The sequence below is a fragment of the Pseudodesulfovibrio sp. S3 genome (assembly GCF_004025585.1).
Taxonomy (GTDB): domain Bacteria; phylum Desulfobacterota; class Desulfovibrionia; order Desulfovibrionales; family Desulfovibrionaceae; genus Pseudodesulfovibrio.
This window is the reverse complement of the sequence record NZ_QTZO01000030.1, coordinates 1-22,087: the sequence shown is the minus strand read 5'-3', so window position 1 is coordinate 22,087 and position 22,087 is coordinate 1. Positions and strand designations below refer to the sequence as shown.

General features: G+C 58.1%; 23 protein-coding genes and 1 tRNA gene. 7 read left to right on the top strand and 17 right to left on the bottom strand.

The features are described 5' to 3' along the window. Window positions 1-167: 167 nt before the first annotated feature. The 6 genes from pheS to DWB63_RS16700 form a co-directional block, all read right to left on the bottom strand. A complete protein-coding gene (pheS, locus tag DWB63_RS16725; protein WP_128330011.1) occupies window positions 168-1,220 on the bottom strand; it encodes a phenylalanine--tRNA ligase subunit alpha in 1,053 nt (350 codons plus the stop codon). Between the two features lie 3 nt (window positions 1,221-1,223). Next, the gene (gene rplT / locus DWB63_RS16720; RefSeq protein WP_128330010.1) at window positions 1,224-1,577 is read right to left on the bottom strand and encodes a 50S ribosomal protein L20; all 354 of its coding nucleotides are present in this window, start codon (window positions 1,575-1,577) and stop codon (window positions 1,224-1,226) included. Between the two features lie 184 nt (window positions 1,578-1,761). After that, window positions 1,762-1,959, bottom strand: a complete 198-nt coding sequence (gene rpmI / locus DWB63_RS16715) for a 50S ribosomal protein L35 (protein ID WP_015416378.1) — start codon at window positions 1,957-1,959, stop codon at window positions 1,762-1,764. Window positions 1,960-2,000: 41 nt separating this feature from the next. Further along, window positions 2,001-2,549, bottom strand: coding sequence for a translation initiation factor IF-3 (infC, locus tag DWB63_RS16710; protein ID WP_128330009.1), 549 nt, complete (start codon window positions 2,547-2,549; stop codon window positions 2,001-2,003). After that, window positions 2,539-4,470, bottom strand: coding sequence for a threonine--tRNA ligase (gene thrS, locus DWB63_RS16705; protein WP_128330008.1), 1,932 nt, complete (start codon window positions 4,468-4,470; stop codon window positions 2,539-2,541). The genes infC and thrS overlap by 11 nt, the downstream gene beginning before the upstream one ends. A gap of 83 nt (window positions 4,471-4,553) precedes the next feature. After that, a tRNA-Val gene (locus DWB63_RS16700) sits at window positions 4,554-4,628 on the bottom strand. 216 nt (window positions 4,629-4,844) lie between these two features. On the opposite strand from DWB63_RS16700, the gene DWB63_RS16695 reads away from it, so the two are divergent. Beyond that, window positions 4,845-5,246: a VOC family protein gene (locus tag DWB63_RS16695; RefSeq protein WP_128330007.1), complete on the top strand. Its 402-nt coding sequence runs from the start codon at window positions 4,845-4,847 to the stop codon at window positions 5,244-5,246. A gap of 67 nt (window positions 5,247-5,313) precedes the next feature. Here DWB63_RS16695 and DWB63_RS16690 read toward each other — a convergent pair whose 3' ends face one another. The 5 genes from DWB63_RS16690 to DWB63_RS16670 all read right to left on the bottom strand — a co-directional run bounded on the left by DWB63_RS16690 (window position 5,314) and on the right by DWB63_RS16670 (window position 8,432). Next, window positions 5,314-6,003 (bottom strand): DVU0298 family protein, encoded by a 690-nt coding sequence (locus DWB63_RS16690; RefSeq protein WP_128330006.1) that lies wholly within the window; start codon window positions 6,001-6,003, stop codon window positions 5,314-5,316. A gap of 88 nt (window positions 6,004-6,091) precedes the next feature. Continuing rightward, a complete protein-coding gene (locus DWB63_RS16685) occupies window positions 6,092-6,715 on the bottom strand; it encodes a tetratricopeptide repeat protein (protein ID WP_128330005.1) in 624 nt (207 codons plus the stop codon). A gap of 17 nt (window positions 6,716-6,732) precedes the next feature. Continuing rightward, window positions 6,733-7,098, bottom strand: coding sequence for a hypothetical protein (locus tag DWB63_RS16680; protein ID WP_128330004.1), 366 nt, complete (start codon window positions 7,096-7,098; stop codon window positions 6,733-6,735). 2 nt (window positions 7,099-7,100) lie between these two features. Beyond that, the gene (locus DWB63_RS16675; RefSeq protein ID WP_128330003.1) at window positions 7,101-7,910 is read right to left on the bottom strand and encodes a YkgJ family cysteine cluster protein; all 810 of its coding nucleotides are present in this window, start codon (window positions 7,908-7,910) and stop codon (window positions 7,101-7,103) included. A 333-nt stretch (window positions 7,911-8,243) separates the two neighbouring features. Continuing rightward, window positions 8,244-8,432 (bottom strand): ferredoxin, encoded by a 189-nt coding sequence (locus tag DWB63_RS16670; RefSeq protein WP_128330002.1) that lies wholly within the window; start codon window positions 8,430-8,432, stop codon window positions 8,244-8,246. Between the two features lie 292 nt (window positions 8,433-8,724). Here DWB63_RS16670 and DWB63_RS16665 point away from each other — a divergent pair, with 292 nt between their 5' ends. Next, entirely contained in the window at window positions 8,725-9,927 is a 1,203-nt protein-coding gene (locus tag DWB63_RS16665) for an aminopeptidase (RefSeq protein ID WP_128330001.1), read from the top strand. Window positions 9,928-10,180: 253 nt separating this feature from the next. Continuing rightward, a complete protein-coding gene (locus tag DWB63_RS16660; RefSeq protein ID WP_128330000.1) occupies window positions 10,181-12,142 on the top strand; it encodes a molybdopterin biosynthesis protein in 1,962 nt (653 codons plus the stop codon). Here DWB63_RS16660 and DWB63_RS16655 read toward each other — a convergent pair. The 4 genes from DWB63_RS16655 to DWB63_RS16645 form a co-directional block, all read right to left on the bottom strand. Beyond that, the gene (locus tag DWB63_RS16655) at window positions 12,139-12,369 is read right to left on the bottom strand and encodes a cold shock domain-containing protein (RefSeq protein WP_241648897.1); all 231 of its coding nucleotides are present in this window, start codon (window positions 12,367-12,369) and stop codon (window positions 12,139-12,141) included. The genes DWB63_RS16660 and DWB63_RS16655 overlap by 4 nt on opposite strands. Before the next feature lie 95 nt (window positions 12,370-12,464). Beyond that, complete coding sequence (locus DWB63_RS17395; protein WP_164879934.1) at window positions 12,465-12,623, bottom strand: hypothetical protein; 159 nt, start codon at window positions 12,621-12,623, stop codon at window positions 12,465-12,467. A 107-nt stretch (window positions 12,624-12,730) separates the two neighbouring features. Further along, a complete protein-coding gene (locus tag DWB63_RS16650; protein ID WP_128329998.1) occupies window positions 12,731-12,997 on the bottom strand; it encodes an RNA-binding protein in 267 nt (88 codons plus the stop codon). Between the two features lie 243 nt (window positions 12,998-13,240). Continuing rightward, window positions 13,241-14,737 (bottom strand): ATP-binding cassette domain-containing protein, encoded by a 1,497-nt coding sequence (locus DWB63_RS16645; protein ID WP_128329997.1) that lies wholly within the window; start codon window positions 14,735-14,737, stop codon window positions 13,241-13,243. 79 nt (window positions 14,738-14,816) lie between these two features. On the opposite strand from DWB63_RS16645, the gene DWB63_RS16640 reads away from it, so the two are divergent. The 4 genes from DWB63_RS16640 to DWB63_RS16625 all read left to right on the top strand — a co-directional run bounded on the left by DWB63_RS16640 (window position 14,817) and on the right by DWB63_RS16625 (window position 19,058). Further along, window positions 14,817-15,740 carry a DUF362 domain-containing protein gene (locus DWB63_RS16640; protein ID WP_128329996.1) on the top strand — a complete coding sequence of 308 codons (924 nt, stop codon included), beginning with the start codon at window positions 14,817-14,819 and terminating at the stop codon, window positions 15,738-15,740. 41 nt (window positions 15,741-15,781) lie between these two features. After that, window positions 15,782-18,103 (top strand): carbamoyltransferase HypF, encoded by a 2,322-nt coding sequence (hypF, locus tag DWB63_RS16635; protein WP_128329995.1) that lies wholly within the window; start codon window positions 15,782-15,784, stop codon window positions 18,101-18,103. Window positions 18,104-18,111: 8 nt separating this feature from the next. Then, a complete protein-coding gene (locus DWB63_RS16630) occupies window positions 18,112-18,825 on the top strand; it encodes a DUF3298 and DUF4163 domain-containing protein (RefSeq protein ID WP_128329994.1) in 714 nt (237 codons plus the stop codon). A gap of 74 nt (window positions 18,826-18,899) precedes the next feature. Continuing rightward, complete coding sequence (locus tag DWB63_RS16625) at window positions 18,900-19,058, top strand: YqaE/Pmp3 family membrane protein (RefSeq protein ID WP_128329993.1); 159 nt, start codon at window positions 18,900-18,902, stop codon at window positions 19,056-19,058. 72 nt (window positions 19,059-19,130) lie between these two features. Here the strand turns inward: DWB63_RS16625 and DWB63_RS16620 are convergent, their stop codons facing one another. Continuing rightward, on the bottom strand, window positions 19,131-20,315 hold the full coding sequence (locus DWB63_RS16620) for an NAD(P)-dependent oxidoreductase (protein WP_128329992.1): 1,185 nt from the start codon (window positions 20,313-20,315) through the stop codon (window positions 19,131-19,133). Between the two features lie 22 nt (window positions 20,316-20,337). Continuing rightward, complete coding sequence (locus DWB63_RS16615) at window positions 20,338-21,477, bottom strand: aminotransferase class V-fold PLP-dependent enzyme (protein ID WP_128329991.1); 1,140 nt, start codon at window positions 21,475-21,477, stop codon at window positions 20,338-20,340. Window positions 21,478-22,087: the final 610 nt, after the last annotated feature.

The window sequence follows — 22,087 nt, the reverse complement described above, 5'->3', positions numbered from 1 at the left end:
TCCCCCGAACCCCCATCCCCTCTCCCTTCCTAAACTTTGTATCGGCGCTGCCGCGCGTTCAGGGGAAAGTGGGAACGTTGTCTTTGTAAGGTATGAACTCTGCCGAGTTCAATATGTCAAAGAGGCGTGCGGAAAGGCAGTCGCCTCCCGCACGCCATCATGTAATCTTATGCGAACTGTTCCAGGAAGCGGACGTCGTTCTCGAAGAACATGCGCAGATCGCCGATGCCGTACTTGAGCATGGCGATACGCTCGATGCCCGTGCCGAAAGCGAAGCCGGTGTAGACTTCAGGGTCATACCCCACGGCCTTGAACACGTTCGGATCGACCATGCCGCACCCCAGGATCTCAACCCAGCCGGTTCCCTTGCAGACACGGCAGGTGGAACCGTCTTTCTCGCCCTTGCCGCCGCAAAGCACGCAGGAGATGTCCACCTCGGCCGACGGTTCGGTAAAGGGAAAGAAGCTCGGACGGAAGCGAACTTCGGTCTTGGCTCCGAACACCTGGCGCACGAACGCGGTCAGGGTGCCGCGCAAATCGCCCATGGACACCTTTTTGTCCACAAGCAATCCCTCGATCTGGTGGAACATGGGGGTGTGGGTCAGATCTGAATCGCGACGATAGACCTTGCCCGGAGCAATGACGGCCACAGGCGGCTTCTGTTTGAGCATGCTTCGAATCTGCATACCGGACGTGTGGGTCCGCAGCACGATGTTGTCCGAGACATACAAGGTGTCCTGCATGTCGCGGGCCGGATGCTCGGGCGGAATGTTCAGGGCCTCGAAGTTGTGCCAGTCGTTTTCCACCTCTGGGCCCGCGGCGAACTCGAAACCGAGCCCGTTCAACACGGAGCAGACCTCATCCATGACCAGGGTCACCGGATGCAGGGAACCTGCCCACGGCTTGCGGCCCGGCATGGAGGGGTCGAATCTGGAAAGCGCCTGGTTCGACTCGGCGGCGTTCAACTCGGCTTCCCAACCGTCGATCAGCCCGGTGATGAGCTGCTTGACCTCGTTGGCCTTCTTTCCCGCAGCGGGCTTTTCGGAATTGTCGAGTACACCAAGTTGCCCCATGATCTGGGCGAGCTTGCCCTTGCGGCCCAGGAACTCGATACGGAGTTCCTCCAGTTCTTTTAACGAACAAGCCTGGCCCTTGCGAGATTCGCAATCCTGGGCCAGGCTGTCGAGTCCTTCCAAGAAGGACTTCAAATCACTACTCACAATCTAGCTCACTTTGGCTTTTGCTGCCTCTGCGATTTTGGCGAAGACCTGGGGATCGCGCACGGCCATGTCAGCCAGAACCTTGCGGTTCAGCTCGATGCCGGCCAGCTTCAACCCATTCATCAGACGGCTGTAAGACACACCGTTGATGCGGGCGGCGGCGTTGATACGCATGATCCACAGCTTGCGGAACTCACGCTTCTTGCGCTTGCGGTCCTTATAAGCATTGCACAGGGCTTTTTCGACACGCTCTCTGGCGGTACGATACAAACGGGAACCAGCGCCCCGGTAGCCCTTGGCCATTTTCAGATACTTTTTGTGACGCCTCTTGGCGGCGACTCCACGCTTTACTCTCATGGTAAAACCTCCATCTCTTAACTTACCTCCCGGGCCGGACGGACTCCCCCAGCGAGGCGGATTGCTTTAAAGATTAATGTGATTCAACGGGGCATCTCGTCTGAGCCGAACTGGCGCTACGTGCGGGACAAGGCCAATCCCTGTCTCTCTTGAACGCGACCAGCAGGCGTATTCAGTCGGATTGCTAGCCGTTGGGCAACTGACGACGAACAGCCTTCATGTTGGTGCTGTCCACGGTGGTGGACTGTCCCAGACGACGCTTTCTCTTGGCATTCTTCTTGGTCAGAATGTGCCTCAAGTTTTTGCGGCGGCGCTTGAATTTGCCGGTAGCGGTCTTGGAAAACCGCTTGGCAGCTGCACGGCGAGTTTTAATTTTAGGCATAGTATCCTCCTAGAAAGGGATCATGTCCCTGTCTCAAGTCTCTATTTTTTTACGGGGGCAAGCATCATTGTCATGGTCCGTCCTTCTGACATGGGCTTGCTCTCGACTTTAGCGATGTCCTGAGTATCCACCACGACCCTTTCGAGCATGGTCAGCCCGCGGTCCTTGTGGACAATCTCGCGTCCCCGGAAGAAGATGGTCACCTTGCAGCGATCTCCGCCATCCAGAAACTTTACAATTTGTTTGAGCTTGGTCTGGTAATCGTGCTCATCGGTCTTGGGCCGGAATTTGACTTCCTTGATCTTGATTACGGTCTGTTTCTTCTTGGCTTCCTGCAGCTTCTTCTGCTGCTGGTACTTGAACTTTCCGTAATCCATGATCTTGCAAACGGGCGGATCGGCATTGGGCGCGACCTCCACAAGATCAAGGCCCTTTTCCCGAGCGCGGTCAAGCGCGTCACGAGTTGCCAGCACACCCAATTGTTCGCCGTCATCATCCACGACCCGCACCTTGGGGATGCGAATCCTTTCGTTGCGCCGGACCAGATCTTCGCGCTTCTGGTCACGACGGTCATTACCCCTAAAAGCTATAGCTCATGCCTCCTGCTTCGAAAGGAGCCTTTGCAGCATCCAAAATCAACTGCGCGGCTTCCTCCAGTGTAACCATTCCGGGGTCTTCTCCGTCTCTTGAACGGATATTGACGCATCCGGCCTCAACCTCTTTGTCACCGATTACCAACATGAACGGGATCTTCTCAACTTGAGCTTCCCGTATCTTGTATCCGAGCTTCTCGTTGCGGGCATCAGCTTCGATGCGAATGCCCTTTGATGCCAACAAGACCTCGGCTTCTTTCATAAAATCAGCCTGCGCATCGGTCACGTTCAGCAACCGAGCCTGTACAGGAGCAAGCCATACAGGATACGCACCTGCACAGTGTTCCGTCAAGACGCCAATGAAGCGTTCGATAGAGCCGAGCATGGCACGATGAATCATCACAGGGCGGTGCCTTTCACCATCTTCGCCGACATATACTATGTCAAACCGCTCTGGCAAGGTGAAATCCACCTGAATCGTGCCGCACTGCCAGCTGCGGCCGATGGAGTCGCGCAGATGAAAGTCGATCTTGGGTCCGTAGAAGGCTCCGTCCCCTTCGTTGATAGCATAAGCCATCCCCGATTTGTCCAGCGCCACACGCAATCCTTCGGTAGCCACTTCCCAGTCCTGGTCGGAACCAATGGACTTTTCGGGGCGAGTGGACAGCTCCACGTCGAATTCGTAGTCGAACAGGGCGTAGATGTCCTGATAAAATTTGATGAGATCAAGGATTTCCTCTTCGACCTGATCCGGGCGGCAGATCAGATGCGCATCGTCCTGGGTGAAGGTGCGCACTCGCATCAACCCGTGAAGCACGCCCGACTTCTCATGCCGGTGTACAACGCCCAACTCGAAATACCGCTGGGGCAGGTCGCGGTAGCTCATGATCTTTCTCTTATAAATGATCATGTGCGACAGGCAGTTCATGGGCTTGATGCCGTAGGCCTGATCTTCGATCTCCGTAAAATACATGTTTTCACGGTAGTTGTCGTAGTGGCCGGACTTTTCCCACAGCTCCCTTTTCAGGATCAGCGGCCCCTGGACCAATTGGTAGCCGCGCTTCAGGTGTTCCTTGCGCTCGAAATCCTCCAGAATGGTCCGAAGCAGCATGCCGCGCGGATGCCAAAGGGACATACCCGGACCGACTTCGTCGCTGAAGGAGAACAGGTCGAGCTGCTTGCCGAGCTTGCGGTGATCGCGCTTCTTGGCTTCCTCCAGGCGAGTGAGGTACTGCTTCAACGCCTTGGGATCTTGCCAGGCCGTGCCGTAGATGCGCTGGAGCTGCTTGTTCTTCTCGTCGCCGCGCCAGTAGGCTCCGGCCACGGAAAGCAGCTTGAACGCCTTGATCATGCCGGTACGGGCCACGTGCGGACCACGGCACAGATCAGCGAAATCACCGTGGGTGTAGATGGAGAATTCGTCACCGCCCAGGTCGTCCATGATTTCGGGCTTGTAGGTCTCGCCCATGTCTGAAAAAAGCTTTTTGGCATCGACAGCGGACATGGTGGTGCGGACAAAGTCCTTGTTCGCGCCCACCGAGGAAAGCATCTCTTTTTCGATGGCTTCCAGGTCCTCGGGCGTGAACGGACGCTCATAGTCGAAATCGTAGTAGAATCCGTCGGTGATGGACGGACCGATGGTCACCTTGGCGGTGGGAAAGAGCTTCTTGACAGCCTCTGCCATGAGGTGGGCAGCGGAGTGGCGGATGACTTTCAGCCCCTCTTCGCTGTCCGCGAAGACGGGCTCGATGGTAGTGCAGGTCTCGGAAACAACGGTGGACAGATCAATGACGGCGTCTTCGCACCTGGCGGCGACAACGTTCTTGAACTGCTTCTTGGACAGCCCCTCTTGCAGGGCATCGGCGCAAGTCGCGCCCTCGGCCAATTCAACCTGTTTGCCTGAGACTTCTATCTGCACTTCTTCTTTCCTTTGCCCGGCACGTCGCCGGAAGCTCTAAATAATGAAAGGGAGGCACTGAGGCCTCCCTTCCGGGGATGTTCTGGTAGGCGCGGAGGGATTTGAACCCACGACCCTTTGCACGTCAAGCAAATGCTCTCCCCCTGAGCTACGCGCCTTCTCGTCGAAGCGGAGTGCATAACTATATTGGAGACGGTGAGTTGTCAAGCATGTGTTGTGGTTTTTTTTGTTTTTTTAAAGGCGCTCCCCTTTCATCAAAACGCCATCCGTCCCGACCGCTGTTCCATCTCTCATTAAGGGGTATGAAAGAACGGCTGCCTGGTGTACAGAATCACCTGGCCATCAAACCGTAATCAATCCCTTCAGGAGACATCATGAAACCGAACAACATATCCCCCTGCATCATCGTCAAGGACCTGGACCCGGCCCGTTCGTTCTACCCAACCCACTTGGACGGCAGATTGTTCTTCGACTGCGGCTGGTACATCAACTTCGAACTGGGCAAGGGCGGCCCCACCCTCCAATTCATGCAGCCGCAAAGCCCGGAACACGCCGAATACCAAGGCGGCCTCATCTACAACCTGCGCCTGGAAACACCAACTCTGGTGAATGAAACTTTTGAGCGACTGAACGCGGCAGGTCTGCCCATCATCATGCCCCTGGAAGACCACCCCTGGGGCGACCGGGGGTTCTGCACCCTCGACCCTTACGGCGTATCCCTGTATGTCTATGCCGACATTGAGCCGAGCGAAGAATTCAGGCAGTATTATCTGTAACAAAAAAAGCCGTAAACAAACAAAGCCGCCCAGTTGGGCGGCTTTGTTTTGTTATTTGACAAAACACTTAGCCGACACCTTCAAGGGCCTCGCACACCATCCGCCCTACCGTTGTGTCCACGATCTCGCCGTTCCTGAACGTGCGGATTTCGGCGCCGTCGTCCTTGAGCGTTTCCAGCTTGTCCCTTGCGCCCGCGGCCTTGATCTCCCCGAGCACCCAGGCGGCGTAGGCGCGGTTGTGGGCGTCCGGGTCGTCCAGCCCGACCATCAGGAAGCGTTCGCCATGGGCCACCAGTTCGGGCCGGACTCCGGCCAGTCTCGCCAGCCCCCAATACACGTCCCGGCGCAGTTCGGGGTGATCCAGGAAATTACCGTCGCACTCGGCATCACAAAAGATGTAGGAAACCAGAATCTTGTGAAATTCCTTGGCCACCTTCCGGTTGTTGACCATGGCCTCGGCCATGAAATGGGGAATTCCCCAGCCCAGGTTGCCGGACTCCTCATTCATGTGCCACATGAGCGTGCGCATGACCACACGGGCCTTTTCCATGGACGCCTCGGCCATGCGCCCCACGGTCAGGCCAAAGGCCGTGGCCGAACGCCAGCGCACGGCCTCGTCCTTGTCCAGACGCAGGTTCAACAACGGCGGCACGATGTCGCCCGGACGATATTCATCAAGTTCCGAAAGTCGGGCCTGCCAATCGCTGCCGGCCAGGATTTCACGGATCTTCTTTTTGGCACTACGGAATCGAGACATGACAACTCCTCCAAAGAAAAAAGGAACCGCCACATTGACGGTCCCTCATATATAAGCATTCCCGGAAGCGTGACAACAGGAATAATTCCTATTTGTTTTTCTCCGCAACTTCCTTCTTAAATTCCTCGGGTACGTCGAAACCGGATTCCTCTGCCTTGGCAATACATTTGGCAGCGTCATCCCATTTTTCAAAATGGGCGTCGACAATGGCCTTGTTGTTCCAGGCCGGGCCGAAATGAGCGTGCTGGCTCAGGATCTTCTTGAGCAGCTTGTCCGCATCTTCATACTCGCCCATGGTTATGAGCAGGCTCGACATGGTGGCCTGGGCCTGGGCAAACTCGGGATCGAGTTTCAGGGCTTTCTTGAGGGCCTTGTGCGCCTTGTCGTTCTCGCCCTGCTGCATGAGCACGAATCCGATGTTGCCCCAGGGCACGGCAAAGAACGGACGCTGCTGGGTCGCCTGGATGTTGTAGTTCAGACAGGACTCGAGGTCATCGCGCTGCAGGGCGATGCCGCCAAGCTGCACGTAGCCCTCGGCCATGCGCGGGGAATGGGCCACTGCATCGAGAAATTCCCGTTCGGCCTCAACGAAATCACGGCGGGAAAGATAGGCCACGCCCAGATTGTAATGGGTGTTTCCGCACGAGGGATTGGCCTGCAGCTTGGCCTTGAGGTCGGCAATGTACTCGTCAACATTCTCGAAATGTTCCATGTCGATATCCTTACGCTTTATGGCTCGACGCCGTGTTTCTTGCAGTGCTCTGCATACCAGAGGCAAAACTCGTAGACCGGGCGGACCTTTTCAAAGTTCATGACCATCATGACATTGAATTCGTTGACCTGGTCAATGAACTCCTGATTGGCGTGCCTGCCTGAGTCCCTGATAAAAAGCTGGGAAAGCTGGGAAGAGGTGAATCCGGTCTTGTCCTGGCGGATGTCGATGGGATCGAACGGTGCCTGAAACGGGTCCCAGTTCTCATATCCCATGCGGTCCACGAACTTGCGCCGCCGCGGCGACATCTTGTCGTACATGTACTGCTTGCGGGATTCGACCTCATGGGCAGGCATATCCTCGTAATTGACGGTCTTGGTCATGGTTAGTCCTTGCCGCCGAGCACTATGGATTCGCCACAGCTTTCACAGGACGACTTGCTTTCGGTACAGGTGGCACAGGCCGCAGACTTGGGCGCATCGGGGGCGATGATTTCCTTGGGCTGCTCCTGCTCATCGGGAGAGGTTTGAACAAAGGGAGATTTGAGAGCTTCCACGCCCAGGTACTGCTCGTCATACTCGGTGACAATGGCCATGGAGACCGGCAACAGCATTTCGCCCAATTCCTTGAACCGGGAACCGATGCCCACCCGGAGCTCCTTGCCTATGGCGAGCAGCTTGTCCAGGACGATGTCCATGTTCACGGTGGGATACTTCTCTCCCCCCTTGAAGCCCGCCTTGTTGCAGGTATGCGCCTCGCCGCCGATGGAAGTGGGCACGCCGTACAAGCGGCAGGTGATGGGACGGTTTTCATAGATGGAGCAGAGATCGTTATCATCCAGCAGGGGACACCGCACACGGGCCTTGGCCACTTCCAACAGGATGTCGTTGGTGGGCTGTCCTTCCTGGCTTGCCTTGAAGACCTTGCGCTTGAGCTTGTAGATCTGGCGGTCTGCCGCGTCGGCGCGATTCAGTATGGCGGACCGCTCCAGGCCGGAGAATTTTTCATTGAACTTGGCATTGATGTACATGGCTTCCACCAAAGTGACATCGAACAAGGCGTAGCAGCAATCGCTGCATCCTTTGCCGCATCGAACCAGGTCCGGCATATCGTTTTCGAATTTCTTGAAAACGGCATCGACATCGGCCACGATGGCTTCATATTTTTTGAAATATTCCGTAAAATCAAGGGCCATTCTATTGCTCCTGGTCCGGTTCGGCTGAACTGCCGCCCAAAGGTGGTTTGTGCTCAGATCAATTAAGTCGTGATTTGGTGCCGTCAACCGTACAGGGGAAGAAAACCGGGCAGATCGTGCTCGAAAATGAAGACGTCATCGAACGACGGTTGCGGCTTGAACTCCGGCTAGAACACTACGGGACGCGAAGAAAAACAGAACCTGGCCATACTCTCGTTGACACGGTCCTGATTTCAGCTCGGCATAGATGCATTCAGGTGTCATCCTCAGCCGGAAAATGGAACGGGAGCGGCGAATAACCGCCACTCCCGAAACCATGTCAGAACGTAAAGACTAGTTCTCTTCGACAGTGATTGCGTCGGATTCACAAACCTCGACGCAAGATTCACAACCAAGACATTCGTCTTCGTTGACTGCCACGGCTTTGCCGTCCTGAAGCTCGTAAACTTCAACGGGGCAAACGTCCACGCATTCGCCGTCGCCGGTGCACTTGTCGGTGTCGATAGTAATAGTGTAGCCCATTTTTTCCTCCAGAAATAATTTGGGATGCCCGCCTGATGCGAGACTGTTTTTTTTCGCGCCTGTGGTTTGCGGTCGCAAATCGGTTCAGCGCGCCAGTTCAATGTACGAATCCTGCCTCGGAAGACCGGGCACGAATTTGCTGATATATTCAGGCGCGTCCAGTGTCAAGACATGATATCTCTTTTCATATCTCCTACCAAAACGAGGGCAGGTAAAGTTGGGTTGTGATACGCCCCGGAGTCGTTTACCCTGCCCTGACCAAAACCGATCATTAACCACGCGAGGTACCCATATGTTCACCAAGGAAGAATTGAAAAAATATGCAGAGACCCTGTGGTGGGGTCTGACCACCGCCCGGACCAAATCCTATGCACCGGGTGATTTCGTACTGCTGCGCTTTGATGCCGATGCCCTGCCCCTGGCCGAGACCATGTTCGATATGCTCATTGAAAAAGGCATCAACCCGATCCCGCGCCAAAACATGACCGCCAACATGGAGCTTTCCTTCTACGGCAAGGGAACCGAGGCCCAGCTCACGGACATTCCTGCCGGAGACAAGGAATTCGCCGAGAGCCTGAACGGGCTGATCTCACTCATCGCCCCGGCGTCCCTGACCCACCTCCAGGATGTGGACTCGAAAAGAATCGGCCAGGCCGCCGTGGCCCGCAAATTCATGCGCGAGATCATGGAAGTGCGGGAACAGACCGGTGACTTCGGCTGGACGCTGTGCATCTACCCCACCAAGGCCCTGGCCGAGGCGGCCAAGCTGACCATGGACGAGTTCAAGGCCCAGGTGGTCAAGGCCTGTTACCTGGACGACGACAACCCGCCCGCCCGTTGGGCCGAAATCTTCAACGAAGCCGAAAAGGTCAAGGCGTGGCTCAACAGCCTCGCCATCGAACACCTCAACATCAAATCCGAACACACCGATCTGACAGTGGTGCCCGGCAAGGATCGCCGCTGGCTCGGCGTCTCCGGCCACAACATCCCCTCCTTCGAGATTTTCCTTTCTCCGGACTGGCGGGGCACCGAGGGCATTTACTATGCAGACCAGCCCTCCTTCCGCTCCGGGAACTTCGTGGAAGGCGTTCGCCTGACCTTTGAAAGGGGCATCGCCGTCAAAACCGAAGCCAAGACCGGCGCGGAATTCGTGGCCAAACAGCTCACCCTGGACGAGGGGGCCAACCGGCTGGGCGAATTCTCCCTGACCGACCGCCGTTTCTCCAAGATCAACGCCTTCATGGCCAATACCCTGTTCGACGAGAACTTCGGCGGCCCCCAGGGCAACTGCCACGTGGCCGTGGGCGCGTCCTACGCCGACACCTATGCGGGTGACCAGTCCTCCCTGGACGCGGCAAAAAAGAAGGAACTCGGCTTCAACGACTCCGCACTGCACTGGGACCTGGTCAACACCGAACAAAAAACCGTCACCGCCACCCTCAAGGGCGGCACGGAAATGGTCATCTACAAGGACGGCGAATTCCTGTACGAATAAAGGAAGCGCCCCGGCCCCATCCCCCCTCTTTTCCGAAACTTTTTTGGTGCCGCTTTGCAGTGAGGTAAAAAAAAGGGGGAGGGGCGCAAGAGACCCGATTTGCTCTTGTTGGAACAGAAAAACGATTTCATATGGTATCTGATCTGACACGCGCCACATAACTCGCGAAGCGCAATAAAAAGTTTTGGAGGAGTTCTTGAGGAACCTTTTTCAAAAGGTTCCTCAAGCCCTCGGAGAGCCGCCGGAGGCCCCCATGACCGAAAGAAACATATATCTGCAAACGATCCCACCCGAAGAGGCTGTTGCCCGGGCCAAGGCCGCCCTGGACCGCTCCGCGTTGCTCGGCACCGAGGTTATGCCCACGCATCTGGCCGCCGGGCGCGTCACTGCCGGACCGATCTACGCCGAGTATTCCTCTCCGACCTTTCATGCTGCGGCCATGGACGGCATTGCGGTCAAGGCGGACTCCACCTTCATGGCCCGCGAAGACGCATCTGTCTCCCTGAATCAGGGGGACGGCTTCCTGTTCGTCAACACCGGCAATCCCCTGCCGGAGGGCATGAACGCGGTGGTCATGATCGAAAACGTGGTGCAGAAGGATGAGGTCACGGTGCTCATCGACGCACCGGCCTTTCCGTGGCAGCACGTCCGCCGCATCGGCGAGGACATCGTGGCCACCGAACTGCTCATCCCCCAAAACCGGGAACTGATGCCGTCGGACATCGGTGCACTCATCTCGGCAGGCATCTATGACGTCGAGGTTCGGGAGAAGCTGAAGACCATTTTCCTGCCCACCGGTGACGAGGTACTCGATTTTCTCGGCAAACCAGAACCAAGAGCCGGGCAGGTCATTGAATCCAACTCCCAGGTATTCAAGGCATACGCCGATGCCTGGGGCGTTGAAATGACCTGGTCGACCCCGGTGCCCGACGACGAGGACACCCTGCGCCAGGCTGTCATGGCCGGACTAAAATCAGGCTGTCATATGGTGGTGGTCGGGGCGGGTTCCAGCGCGGGCAGCAAGGATTACTCCAAACGTGTCTTCGAATCCATCGGCTCGATCCTGGCCCACGGCATCTCGGTCATGCCGGGAAAGCCCACCCTGCTGGCCGTGACCGATGCGCGCAGCGGACATCCGGGACGGTTGCTGGTGGGCGCACCGGGATATCCGGTGTCGGCCATCGTCTGCCATGAAAAAATTCTTGCGCCCGTGGTGCACTGGCTCATGGGCAAGGGTACACCCGAACGCATTGAAACGGACATGATCCTGGCCCGGAAAACCCCGTCCAAAGCGGGCATGCGCGAGGCCATCAGACTGGCTGCCGGGCGCATCGGAAAAAATATCGTGGCCGCACCCCTGGCTCGCGGGGCAGGCATGATCACCACCATGACCAAGGCCCAGGCCGTGACGTATATCGGCGAGGATGTGGAAGGCGTCGAGCAGGGAGAAACCGTGCGGGCCGAACTGCTCGTGCCGCGAAGCGAACTCGACCGGGTGCTGGTCCATGTGGGCAGCCACGACAACACCCTGGACCTGCTCGCCAACGAACTGATGGGATTGGCCGACCCCCTGCGCCTGGTGTCCAGCCACGCCGGGTCCATGGGCGGCCTGACCGCGCTCAAGGCCGGTTCGGCCCTGTTCGCCGGAGCGCACCTGTTCGACCCGGAAACCGGCGACTTCAATTTTCCGTTCCTCGACCGCTACCTGCCGGGCCTCGAAGTGACCGTGATCAACCTGGCCATACGGCACCAGGGACTCATCGTGAGCAAGGGCAATCCCCTGAACATCCGGGGCGTGGCCGACCTGACCCGCGATGACATTATCTTCATCAACCGCCAGAGGGGAGCAGGAACACGCATCCTGCTGGACCACCACCTGAAAACAGCGGGCATCAACCCGCGCGAAGTCGCAGGATACGAAAATGAAGAATTCACGCACATGGCCGTGGCCGTGAATGTACTCACCGGAGCGGCCTCCTGCGGCCTGGGCATCTATGCCGCGGCCAAGGCCCTTGACCTCGACTTCGTCCCGCTGGCCCATGAACGGTATGATCTGGTCATCCCGACCGTACACATGCAGGATTCCCGCATTCGGACCCTGATTGAAATCATCAGGACCGATGAGGTCAAAGCCAGGATCGGTGATCAAGGCGGATATGAGACGAATCTGACCGGCCAGACCATGCGACCGGGAATGGGCTTGACCCCCAGCTAGAGCACCAGGGATTTCTTCTTGTCTTTGACGAGGCGGACCTCAACGGCCTTGGGCCCGATCTCCTCGTCCACCAGGCCGTAGGAAACCTGTTCACCGGCTTCAAGGGTTTGAAACCCATCGCGGATGATTTCAGTGTAGTGGACGAAGATGTCCCTGCCGTCCTCGCCGGAGATGAATCCGAACCCCTTTTGTTCGTTGAACCAGGTCACTTCGCCTTTATGCCGCACGACTGCCTCCGCGTGAGTGGTAACTGTGGCGGATGATATCCGCTGAGCAGGGTCTTGGCAATCCATTGGGCGTATGCAGGGTACGGGGAAGGTGCTCAGGCTTCTTCGACATCCTGATCCGGGGCATCCGAATCCCCCTCGAACTCATCGACATCGTCTTTCTTTTCCAGCTTGCGCTGCAATTTTTCTTCTTTCTTCTTTTTCTTTGCCATTTCTTTCTGACGCTTTGCAAACTTGTAATTGGGTTTGGCCAAAATATCTCCTTGCTGAATATTGACCGGCCTGACTGACCGGAGAAAAAAAGCCCGTCTCTCCCGAAAGAGAGACGGGCAAAGATTGCCAGATTACGCGCTAAGCGAAATTACCAGCGGGGGCGCTCGGCACGGGGCTTAGCTTCGTTAACCTTGATATTGCGGCCGTCGAATTCCTTGCCGTCCAGGGCCTCGATGGCCTCCAGGGCAGCGGAATCGTCGTCCATTTCAACAAAACCGAATCCGCGGGGGCGGCCGGTTTCACGGTCTTCGATCAGTTTGACGGAAGAGACCTGACCATAGGCCTCGAAAGCCGCGCGGACTTCGTCTTCAGTGGAGGACCAGGGCAGATTGCCGACATAAATGTTCTTAGACATGAAAAAACTCCTAAGGAATGAGATCTGATGCTATGCATCGATGTATAAATGAGCGAAGCAGTGTACACGATGCGCACACTGCTTCTCGATATACCTGTTTCTATTCAAGTCAGCACCGGTCAAACTGAGACCGCACCCCATGGTGCCGCTGACATATTGAAAAGCACATTTGGCTACTTGGACCAAGAAGTCAAGACTTTTCTGAAAATAAAAAAGAGAATTAAGAAGGGAGGTTCAACGGCCCTACCCCATATTAAGGGTTGTTTCGTACTCGTCGCGGGAACCGCAAAACCGTTGTTTTCCCTTCTCCAGAACCATGACTTTATTGATGGCGGCGACCCTGTCCTCGGCATGATGCGTGACCATGATGAACGGCGTTCCGGCTTCGGCCAGCCGTTGGATCACGCCGGCCATTTGCTTGCGGGATACTGGGTCCAGCCCGGACAGGGGTTCGTCCAGAAGCAACAGCTTCGGCCTCGGCGCCATGGCCCGGGCCAGGAACACCCTGCGCTGCTGTCCATAGGACATGTGCCTCAGTCTCCGGGTTCCCATCCCCTTGAGGTCCATGATCTCAAGCCACTTCTGCGCCTGGAGCTTTTCAGGACCGGTCGGTTCATCCAACATGCCCACACTGCCACGGAAACCGGACATGACCGTTTCTTCGGCTGTTACTTCCCACCCCAACTCCCGGGCGTATCGCGCTTGGAGTTCGGGCGAGACCACGCCGATGAGGGGCCGGGCCTCGTCCATGGTCATGCCGCCGAGCCGCTGTATGACGCCCACACCCTGCGGGTCATCGGCATAGGGCGCGATCTCGCTGGTGATCAGCTTGAGCAGAGACGACTTGCCCGCACCGTTGTCACCGAGCACTATCCAGTTTTCACCGGGGAGAACCTGCCAATTCACGGAGTGCAGGATGCGTTTGCCGCCAGTGACCACAGACACATTCTCCATACGGAGCAGATAGTCGAATGCGGCAGACTCCTGCGCTACGGGCAGATCGCAGGCCACCATTTCCGGGGCCAGACCGCGCAGTTCCTTCAAAGCCTGTTGCCGCGTTCCTTCGGCCATGATCAGCCCGCTGTCCAGCACCAGGGCACGGTCGATACAGTCCGGCAAATCTCCCGCCCGATGGGCGGCGCAGACCAGGGTGGCGTACCCGACGGCCATATCCAGCAACCGGAGAATCTCGGCCCGGGACACCATGTCCAACCCATCCAGGCACTCGTCCAGCAACAGGACATCCGGCCTTGGGGCCAGGGCGCGGGCCACCAGCAACTTGCGCACCTGCCCTGTGGAAAGTGTGCGTAACTCGCTCTCGGCCAGTTCCCGGATATCCAACAACCCGATGATTTCGTCGACAGCCGCTTCCTGCTCCGGGGTCACGGGTTCGTAGAGAATCGGGGTGTCGAAGAATCCGGCCAGGATCACATTGCGCCCCGACACGCGGGGGGCATGAAGAAAATAGAACTCCTGCATGTCCGGCGAAACCAGACCGATACGCTGACGCAGCCCGACCACGGAACGCTGTGGACCGGCACCGAAATCGTACATCCGTTCTCCTCCGGCATCCGGCATGAGTTCGCCCCGCAACAAACGGAGCAACGTGGTCTTGCCCGAACCGTTGCGGCCGGTCACGGCGGTATGAAGGCCCCGCTCCAACCGCCAGGAAAGGGGGCCGAGCAAACGCTTCCCGCTCCGGGTCACGCTAACGTCCATTAGGGTAATCAGAGAGTGCATGAGCAATTCTCGCCTTTCTTTCGACGGATGGCAACCGTTAGTCTTGTAAACAACGCCCCCACGAACTATGCTCGCCAACATGAATGAACAGGTCGCCATCGCCAGGATCCTTGAATACGAATCCACCCTGCTGGACCGGGCCACGGCCTTGCTCCTTGAGGATTCAGGGTTCAGGCCGAATCCCGGCGACCGGGTGCTGATCAAACCCAACCTGGTCAACGGCAGCAACGCCCGCCATTGCACCACGCATCCGCTGGTGGTCCGGGCAGCGTGCGTCTACCTTCTGGAATGCGGGGCGCGGGTGACCGTAGCCGACTCGCCCGCGTTCGGTCCGGCGGCCTACGTTGCCAGGAACTCAGGGCTTGGCAAGGCCATGAACGGCCTCGGCCTGAAGGTCCACAGCCTGAAAAACGCGGTTCCGCTCGCCCTCTCGAAAGGCGGGACCGTCGGCATCTCCAGGGACGCCCTTGAAGCAGACCACATCCTGAACATCCCCAAGCTCAAGGTCCACTGCCAGATGACCATATCCGGCGCGGTCAAGAATCTGTTCGGCTGTGTGGTCGGCTTCCGCAAGGCCCTGGCCCACAACCGGCTCGGCCACAGCCATGAACTGTTCCGCTCCATGCTCATGGACGTGTATGCCGCTCTGCCGCGCGCCGTCCACTTCATGGACGGCATCCACCCACTGCACAAGGACGGGCCCATCAACGGCGTACCGTTCCCACTGGGGTTGCTGGCCGCCTCGAACAACGGCATCGCCCTGGACACGGCGGTCTATGCCCTGCTCGGCCTGACACCCGCCCGGGTGCCGCTGTGGGCCGAGGCCGCCACACGGAACATGTCGGGCACAGACCCGGCTGGCATCGGGTATCCGCTGGAACAGCCCGGCCTGTTTGACACCACCGGCTTCGAACTCTCCCCGAAACGCGAACTTTCCTTCGCCCCCATGCGGCTGGTCAAAGGACGCATCCGCAGCCTCCTGAAACATTTCGCAAAATCCTGATTCCCACTTGCGAAAATCGCACCGGAAAGGTATGGGAAACCATGCAAATGCGGCAGCGATTCACCATCACAGGACAAGTGCAGGGCGTAGGATTCCGGCCCTTTGTCTATCGCATCGCACTGGACAACCGCGTGACCGGAACGGTCAACAACTCGTCCGACGGCGTGCTCATCGAAGTGCAGGGCAGCATTGAACAGGTGTCGGCCTTTTCCGAGGATCTGGCCGACAAGCTTCCGCCCCTGGCCCGGATCGTCACCCTGGATTTCCAAGAACTGCCCGAGGTGGACGGCGAAGCCGGATTCACCATCCTCAAATCCACAGGCGGAGAAGGTCACAACGTGCTCATAAGCCCGGACGTGGCCACCTGCCAGGACTGCATGGCGGACATGGACGATCCGAACAACCGCCGGTACCGCTATCCGTTCACCAACTGCACCAATTGCGGACCTCGCTACACCATCACCCGTTCCATCCCCTATGACCGGCCCCAGACCTCCATGGCCAAGTTCACGCTCTGCCCTGAATGTCTGGCCGAATACGAAGACCCCCTTGACCGCCGTTTCCACGCCCAGCCCAATGCCTGCCCCCGTTGCGGCCCCAAGACCTGGCTGACGGCCCCGGACGGACTCGTCTTTGCCCAGGGCGACGAATCCCTGCGCCGTCTGGCCCACGAACTGGCCGAAGGCAAAATAGCCGCAGTCAAGGGATTGGGGGGATTCCACCTGGTCTGCGACGCCTCATCGGACGAGGCCGTAGCCAGACTTCGCGAGCGGAAGCACCGCCCGGACAAGCCCCTGGCCGTCATGGTCCCGGACATGGACAGCGCCCGCAAGCTGTCCAACATTCTCCCGGCTGAAGAAACCTGGCTGACCGGCATCCACCGCCCCATCGTGCTGACGGCCAAGCGCACGCCATTCGATCTTTCCGAACAGGTGGCCCCGGACACCAACTTCATCGGGCTGATGTTGCCCTACACCCCGTTGCACCATGTGCTGCTCAACGACTTTGCCGAGACCGCATCCCACCGCGCACCGGCCCTGGTCATGACATCGGGCAACATGAGTTCCGAACCCATCTGTCTGGACAACGACGAGGCCTTGGAACGGCTGAGCGGGATCGCGGACGTTTTTCTGTTCCACAACCGGGACATCCTTATCCGCACCGACGACTCCGTGGTCCGGGTCAACACCATCACCAGAGACCCCATCTTCATGCGCCGGGCGCGCGGCTTCGTCCCCTCGCCTGTCTTCCTTCCCGCGAAAGGGGCCACGGTGTTGGGCACTGGCCCGGAGCTCAAGTGCACCCTGACCCTGACCAAGGGCGACCAGGCTTTCACCAGCCAACACATCGGCAACATGTCAAACCTGGAAACCCTGGAATTTCACCGGGAAATCCTGGCGCACATGCAGGACATCCTGCGGATCAAACCCGAGCTCATCGTGCGCGACCTGCACCCGGACTACATGACCTCCACCCTGGCCGAAGACTTGGGCCGCGAACTCGGCATCCCCGTGGCATCGCTCCAGCACCATTACGCCCACATCTACGCGGTTCTGGCCGAAAACAAACACACCGGCCCGGCCATCGGCCTGGCCCTGGACGGCACGGGCTACGGCGAAGACGGGACCATCTGGGGCGGCGAATGCCTGATGGTGGAACCGCAGACCCTGGACAACCAGCGACTGGCCCATTTCTCGCGCATCCGGCTGCCCGGCGGCGAGGCAGCGGTCAAGGAGCCGTGGCGCATAGCCCAGGCTGCCCTGTGGGAAATCGGCGTCCGGGAACCCGGCAAATACGCATGGCCGTGGCTTGACCGTTTCGCAGCGGAAAGCCGTTTCCTGCCCAAGATCATGGAAAAGGGCATCAATGCGCCCAAGACCTCCAGCTGCGGACGCCTGTTCGACGGCGTGGCCGCCCTGTGCGGACTGGCAAACACCATCTCCTACGAAGGACAGGCCGCCATCCGGCTGGAGAAGATCCAGGACATGCGTGAAAACGGCGCCTATCCCTGCCCCCTCAAATCCGACGATCCGGTGGCCCTGAACACCCTCTCCCTGGTGGAGGCCGTTCTGGAAGACCTGGAAAGGAACGTCCCGGTCCCGATCATTGCCCGGCGTTTCCACCTCGGACTTATCACCGGACTGACCGAACTGGCCTACAGCTTCTCCCTGCTCATGGATATCCACCACGTGGCCCTTTCCGGCGGCGTCATGCAGAACCTGACCATAGCGACCGAATTACCGCTCGCCCTTCAGGCCGCAGGTCTGATACCGTTGATGCACAAATTCCTGCCGCCCAACGACGGGTGCATATCACTCGGCCAGGCGGCCTGGGGACAAAGAAAGCTGTTACTCGAATCCTAGGGGGAAAGATGCGCAACACCCTGACGCTGCTGATCCTGCTCAGCCTGGTCCTGCTCGGCCCGTCAGTGCTCATGGCCGGTCCACCCTGCGCCCCTCTCGTGCTTACCTCGGTCACCATCCGGGAAGAAACCACCGGATTCAGCGTGGACACAGAGTATCCCGTGCTCTGCCAGACCAATGCCAACCGGACCATCCGCGACTGGGTCTCCAACCGCATCTTCGATCTCAAAAAACTCGACCCCGGCCACGACCTGACGGACTTTCCGCACAAGTACGATATGTCTATTCGGTATGCAGTTTGGTCATCCCCCGGCCAGCGGTACGCCTCCGTCAAGCTGGACGTCTCCGTATACTCCGGCGGCGCCCACCCCAATCACTGGCCCATGACCTGGGTGTTCGACCTGACGAACGGCCGCGACCTGCCCCTGGCCGCACTCTTCCCCGACACGGACCCGGCCCTCGAAGCCGTCGCCGCCATCTGCCGAAGCGTCCTGCCCGATTCCCTGGGCGACATGTATGTCCCGGAAATGCTCGAAGCCGGGACCGAGCCCTTTTTCGAGAATTACGACCGGTTCATCCTGACCACGGAAGGCGTATCCTTTTTCTTCCCACCCTATCAGGTTGGGCCTTATGCGGCAGGCGAACAGGTGGTGACAATTCCCTATGACAACCTGAGCGGACATATTGCCTCGGATATCGTCATTACGACAGGGCACCCCTGACGCACGACTTGCATGGACGGCAATAAAGAGTTAATAGTTATTTCTATCAATTTCTTCTAGTACAAGGAGCCTTCATGGAACTCATCCGCATCATCATCTCCATCCTCATTCCGCCCATAGGAGCCTTTCTCAAGGTCGGCCTGGGGCTGCAATTCTGGGTCAACCTGTTGCTGACCCTGCTCGGCTACTTCCCCGGCCTGGTCCACGTAATCTGGCTCCTGTCCAGAAAATAACAGCTTCCCCCGCCTGAAAAAAAAGGCCCGACGCGATGCGCCGGGCCTTTCAATTATCCTTGATATGCCAAACTAGATGGACACGCGATTCACACCTTCGATGTTGTTCAGGGCCTTGCGCACTTCTTCCGTGGGCTTGGCGTGAACCATATACACGGTCTGGACCTGTTCACCGAGCTTGCGGGAGTTGTTCTCGCGAATGTTCACACCCATCTCGCCCATCAGGGTGCCGAACTTGCCGAACATGCCGGGCTTGTCCTCGTGGGTGATGAAAATGGTGTAAACCGTTGCGCCCTCTTCCTCCACGGTCTCACCCACATTCACGGAGTTATGATATTCGCCGCGCCGCAGGTAGCCGGTGACCACTTCGGCAATCTCCATGCCGGTGCGAACTCCGGCATTGCGGGTGGATGCGCCCAGATGGGCGGACATGACGATGTTGTCCAGCTCCTGAAGCTTGTTCTCGAAGGGTAACCCCTCGCGTTTGGGCTCGGACTCGTAACAATCCAGGGCAGCGCCTGCGATCTGACCGGTCTTCAGCGCGTTGTAGAGCGCGTCCTCGGACACGTTCTTGCCGCGGGAAGCATTGATCAGATATGCGGTGTCCTTCATCTGCTTGAATTCTTCGGTGTTGATGACCGGTTCGGTGCCGCCGCAGTGCAGGGACACGAAATCGGATTTGGCCAGCAATTCGGGGATGGAATCCACGTATTCCAGCGGCGCGTCAAGGGAGTGGTACAGGTCATAGCCGATGACCTTCATGCCGATGGCTCCCGCCTTGGCGGCCAGGGCCTGGCCGATGCGGCCGCAGCCGATGACGCCAAGGGTCTTGCCGAACAGCTCAACGCCCTTGAACCGCTTCTTGTGCCAGGTGCCGTTCATCAGGGTATGATGGGCAAAGGGCACACGGCGGGCGACCGCGAACATCAATCCCAGGGCGTGCTCGGCCGTGGCGTTGGTATTCCCGTTGGGGGCGAACTTGACAATGACGCCCAATTCCTTGGCCGCATCCAGATCAATGTTGTCCGTACCCACACCGCCTCGCCCGACGATCTTGAGCTTGCCGCCGTTTCTGACACCGGCTTCGAGCACGGCACGGGTGACCTTGGTTGCGGAACGCACCAGCAGTGCGTCAAAGGAACCGATCTCACTCATCAGGTCCTCTTCGTCGCGTTTGTCCACCTCGATGGTGAACCCATGCTGTTTCAGGTATTTCTGGGCCTCGTCAACCAAACCGTCATTGGCGAGAATTCTCACAGGCACCCCTCCCCTTCGTATGCTAGAGTTTCTTCAATTCCACTTCAAGCTTGCCAAGATATTCAGCCAGCATGTCTGGCATGATGTCGCCCATATGGCCTACGCGAATGACCAGGGGGCGCCCGGCGTCTTCCAAGGCGGTATTCAGCTTGCCGTAACCCGGATCCATGAGGTAGCCCTCGCCGCGCAACGCTTCCTTCACGCCCTTCTTGAGCTGGGCCACGGTCACGCCTTCGGGGCAGACCACGGTGGATACGGTGGGGGAACGGAACCCTTCAGGGGCGAACATCTCGAACCCATCCAGACCGGCCACCCATTTTTCGACCATGCCGCGCATCTCGATGTGGCGGGCGAAACGGTTCTCGATGCCCTCTTCATTGACGATCCGGTCGAGCTGGAACCACATCTGGTTGGCCAGAGTGCAGTTTGGCGTAGTCAGGGTCTGGTTCTTGCGGGCACGGCCCAGGTGCTTGGTAATATCGTGATGATGCCCCTTGTTCGTGACCTTCTCGGCCTTTTCCTCGGCCTCCTTGCTGATGAAGGCCACGCCGAATCCGGCAGGCAGTCCCATGGCCTTCTGGGTGGCCGTGGCGTACATGGCGGCCCCGGAATTGGCCAGGTCCAGATCGGCTCCGCCAAAGATGGACACGCCGTCGACCAAAGGCATGGCTCCGTATTTGCGGATCAGCGCGCACACGGCCTTCATGTCGTTGACCACGCCGGTGGATGTCTCGTTATGGGTGAAGGAAACCACGTCCGGTTTCATTTCCTTGAGCTTGGCTTCGAGTACGTCCATGTCAATGGCCTGGCCGTAATCGAACTTGAGGTTCTCGGCTTTCTTTTCGTTGCTCGCGGCAATATTGTAGTACATGTCGCCGAAAGCGCCCACCGAGACGTTCAGGATGGTCTCGTCCTCGTCCACCAGGGAGCGCACGGAAGCCTCCATGCCGGTGGACCCGGAACCCAACAGCAGGATCGGCTCATACATGTCGCCCGCCCCGGCCAGCTTCCGCAGGTTCTCGCGAATGGGACCGAAACGAAGATCATTCTCCGAATCCCGATGCCCGAACTCGGGCAAAAGAGCCGCTTCCTTGACATCCTGACGAATATAGGTCGGCCCGGTAATGAACAGTTTCAAAGGCGCAAAATTCGGTTTGCTCATGATCTCTACCCTTCAATGATGGTGACGATAAAAGAAAATCCAACCCGTAACAAAAAAAGTGCTTTCGATCATTATAACGGGAAGGCAGAGATGGCAAGGCATGGAAGGGGGTCAAGGGACTGTTCGGCCAAGGCCGATCGAGACAGAACAATAGAGTGTTTTTCTTTAGTAAAACCACTTGATATACGGCACTTCAGATTCAAACTGGTTTATTTTTCAACTGCAACCATCCGCCTACCGACGCGCGCTCCCTTCGAAAGACACACCTTATATACCCATATCTCCCGTTTTTGATACGCAGCGCATTCGCGGTGGTGAGTGCGTATCCCCTCCAGGGTGGGGTTGGTTGATTGGTAGCGCATTCGCGGTGGAAGTTAGGCTCGTCATCCTTTTGAAGTGTTGCGCTCTTACAGCGCCCTACTTTTGTTCAAGGCGACAAAAGTAGGCAAAAACGCCTTTTTTGGGCTGTGATCCTGGAATCGTGACCAAGAGCCTGTAGCGCGGCTCCACTGCCCGGGAAAGAAAGTTCGTGAACGAACGCTTTCCGGGCCACGCTCCGCCGCGCACAACAGGCTCTAAGCCCCGCTTCCAATTGCCCATCGCTGTAGGA

Bases quoted from the DNA above. Each gene is read 5' to 3' on its own strand.
- DWB63_RS16685 (WP_128330005.1), bottom strand. From the start codon at position 6,715: ATGGAACATTTCGAGAATGTTGACGAGTACATTGCCGACCTCAAGGCC.
- DWB63_RS16670 (WP_128330002.1), bottom strand. From the start codon at position 8,432: ATGGGCTACACTATTACTATCGACACCGACAAGTGCACCGGCGACGGC.
- DWB63_RS16695 (WP_128330007.1), top strand. From the start codon at position 4,845: ATGAAACCGAACAACATATCCCCCTGCATCATCGTCAAGGACCTGGAC.
- DWB63_RS16650 (WP_128329998.1), bottom strand. From the start codon at position 12,997: ATGTCTAAGAACATTTATGTCGGCAATCTGCCCTGGTCCTCCACTGAA.
- rplT (WP_128330010.1), bottom strand. From the start codon at position 1,577: ATGAGAGTAAAGCGTGGAGTCGCCGCCAAGAGGCGTCACAAAAAGTAT.
- DWB63_RS16625 (WP_128329993.1), top strand. From the start codon at position 18,900: ATGGAACTCATCCGCATCATCATCTCCATCCTCATTCCGCCCATAGGA.
- DWB63_RS16660 (WP_128330000.1), top strand. From the start codon at position 10,181: ATGACCGAAAGAAACATATATCTGCAAACGATCCCACCCGAAGAGGCT.
- DWB63_RS16665 (WP_128330001.1), top strand. From the start codon at position 8,725: ATGTTCACCAAGGAAGAATTGAAAAAATATGCAGAGACCCTGTGGTGG.
- DWB63_RS16690 (WP_128330006.1), bottom strand. From the start codon at position 6,003: ATGTCTCGATTCCGTAGTGCCAAAAAGAAGATCCGTGAAATCCTGGCC.
- DWB63_RS16645 (WP_128329997.1), bottom strand. From the start codon at position 14,737: ATGCACTCTCTGATTACCCTAATGGACGTTAGCGTGACCCGGAGCGGG.
- DWB63_RS16680 (WP_128330004.1), bottom strand. From the start codon at position 7,098: ATGACCAAGACCGTCAATTACGAGGATATGCCTGCCCATGAGGTCGAA.
- DWB63_RS16615 (WP_128329991.1), bottom strand. From the start codon at position 21,477: ATGAGCAAACCGAATTTTGCGCCTTTGAAACTGTTCATTACCGGGCCG.
- hypF (WP_128329995.1), top strand. From the start codon at position 15,782: ATGCAAATGCGGCAGCGATTCACCATCACAGGACAAGTGCAGGGCGTA.
- DWB63_RS16675 (WP_128330003.1), bottom strand. From the start codon at position 7,910: ATGGCCCTTGATTTTACGGAATATTTCAAAAAATATGAAGCCATCGTG.
- rpmI (WP_015416378.1), bottom strand. From the start codon at position 1,959: ATGCCTAAAATTAAAACTCGCCGTGCAGCTGCCAAGCGGTTTTCCAAG.
- DWB63_RS16630 (WP_128329994.1), top strand. From the start codon at position 18,112: ATGCGCAACACCCTGACGCTGCTGATCCTGCTCAGCCTGGTCCTGCTC.
- DWB63_RS16640 (WP_128329996.1), top strand. From the start codon at position 14,817: ATGAATGAACAGGTCGCCATCGCCAGGATCCTTGAATACGAATCCACC.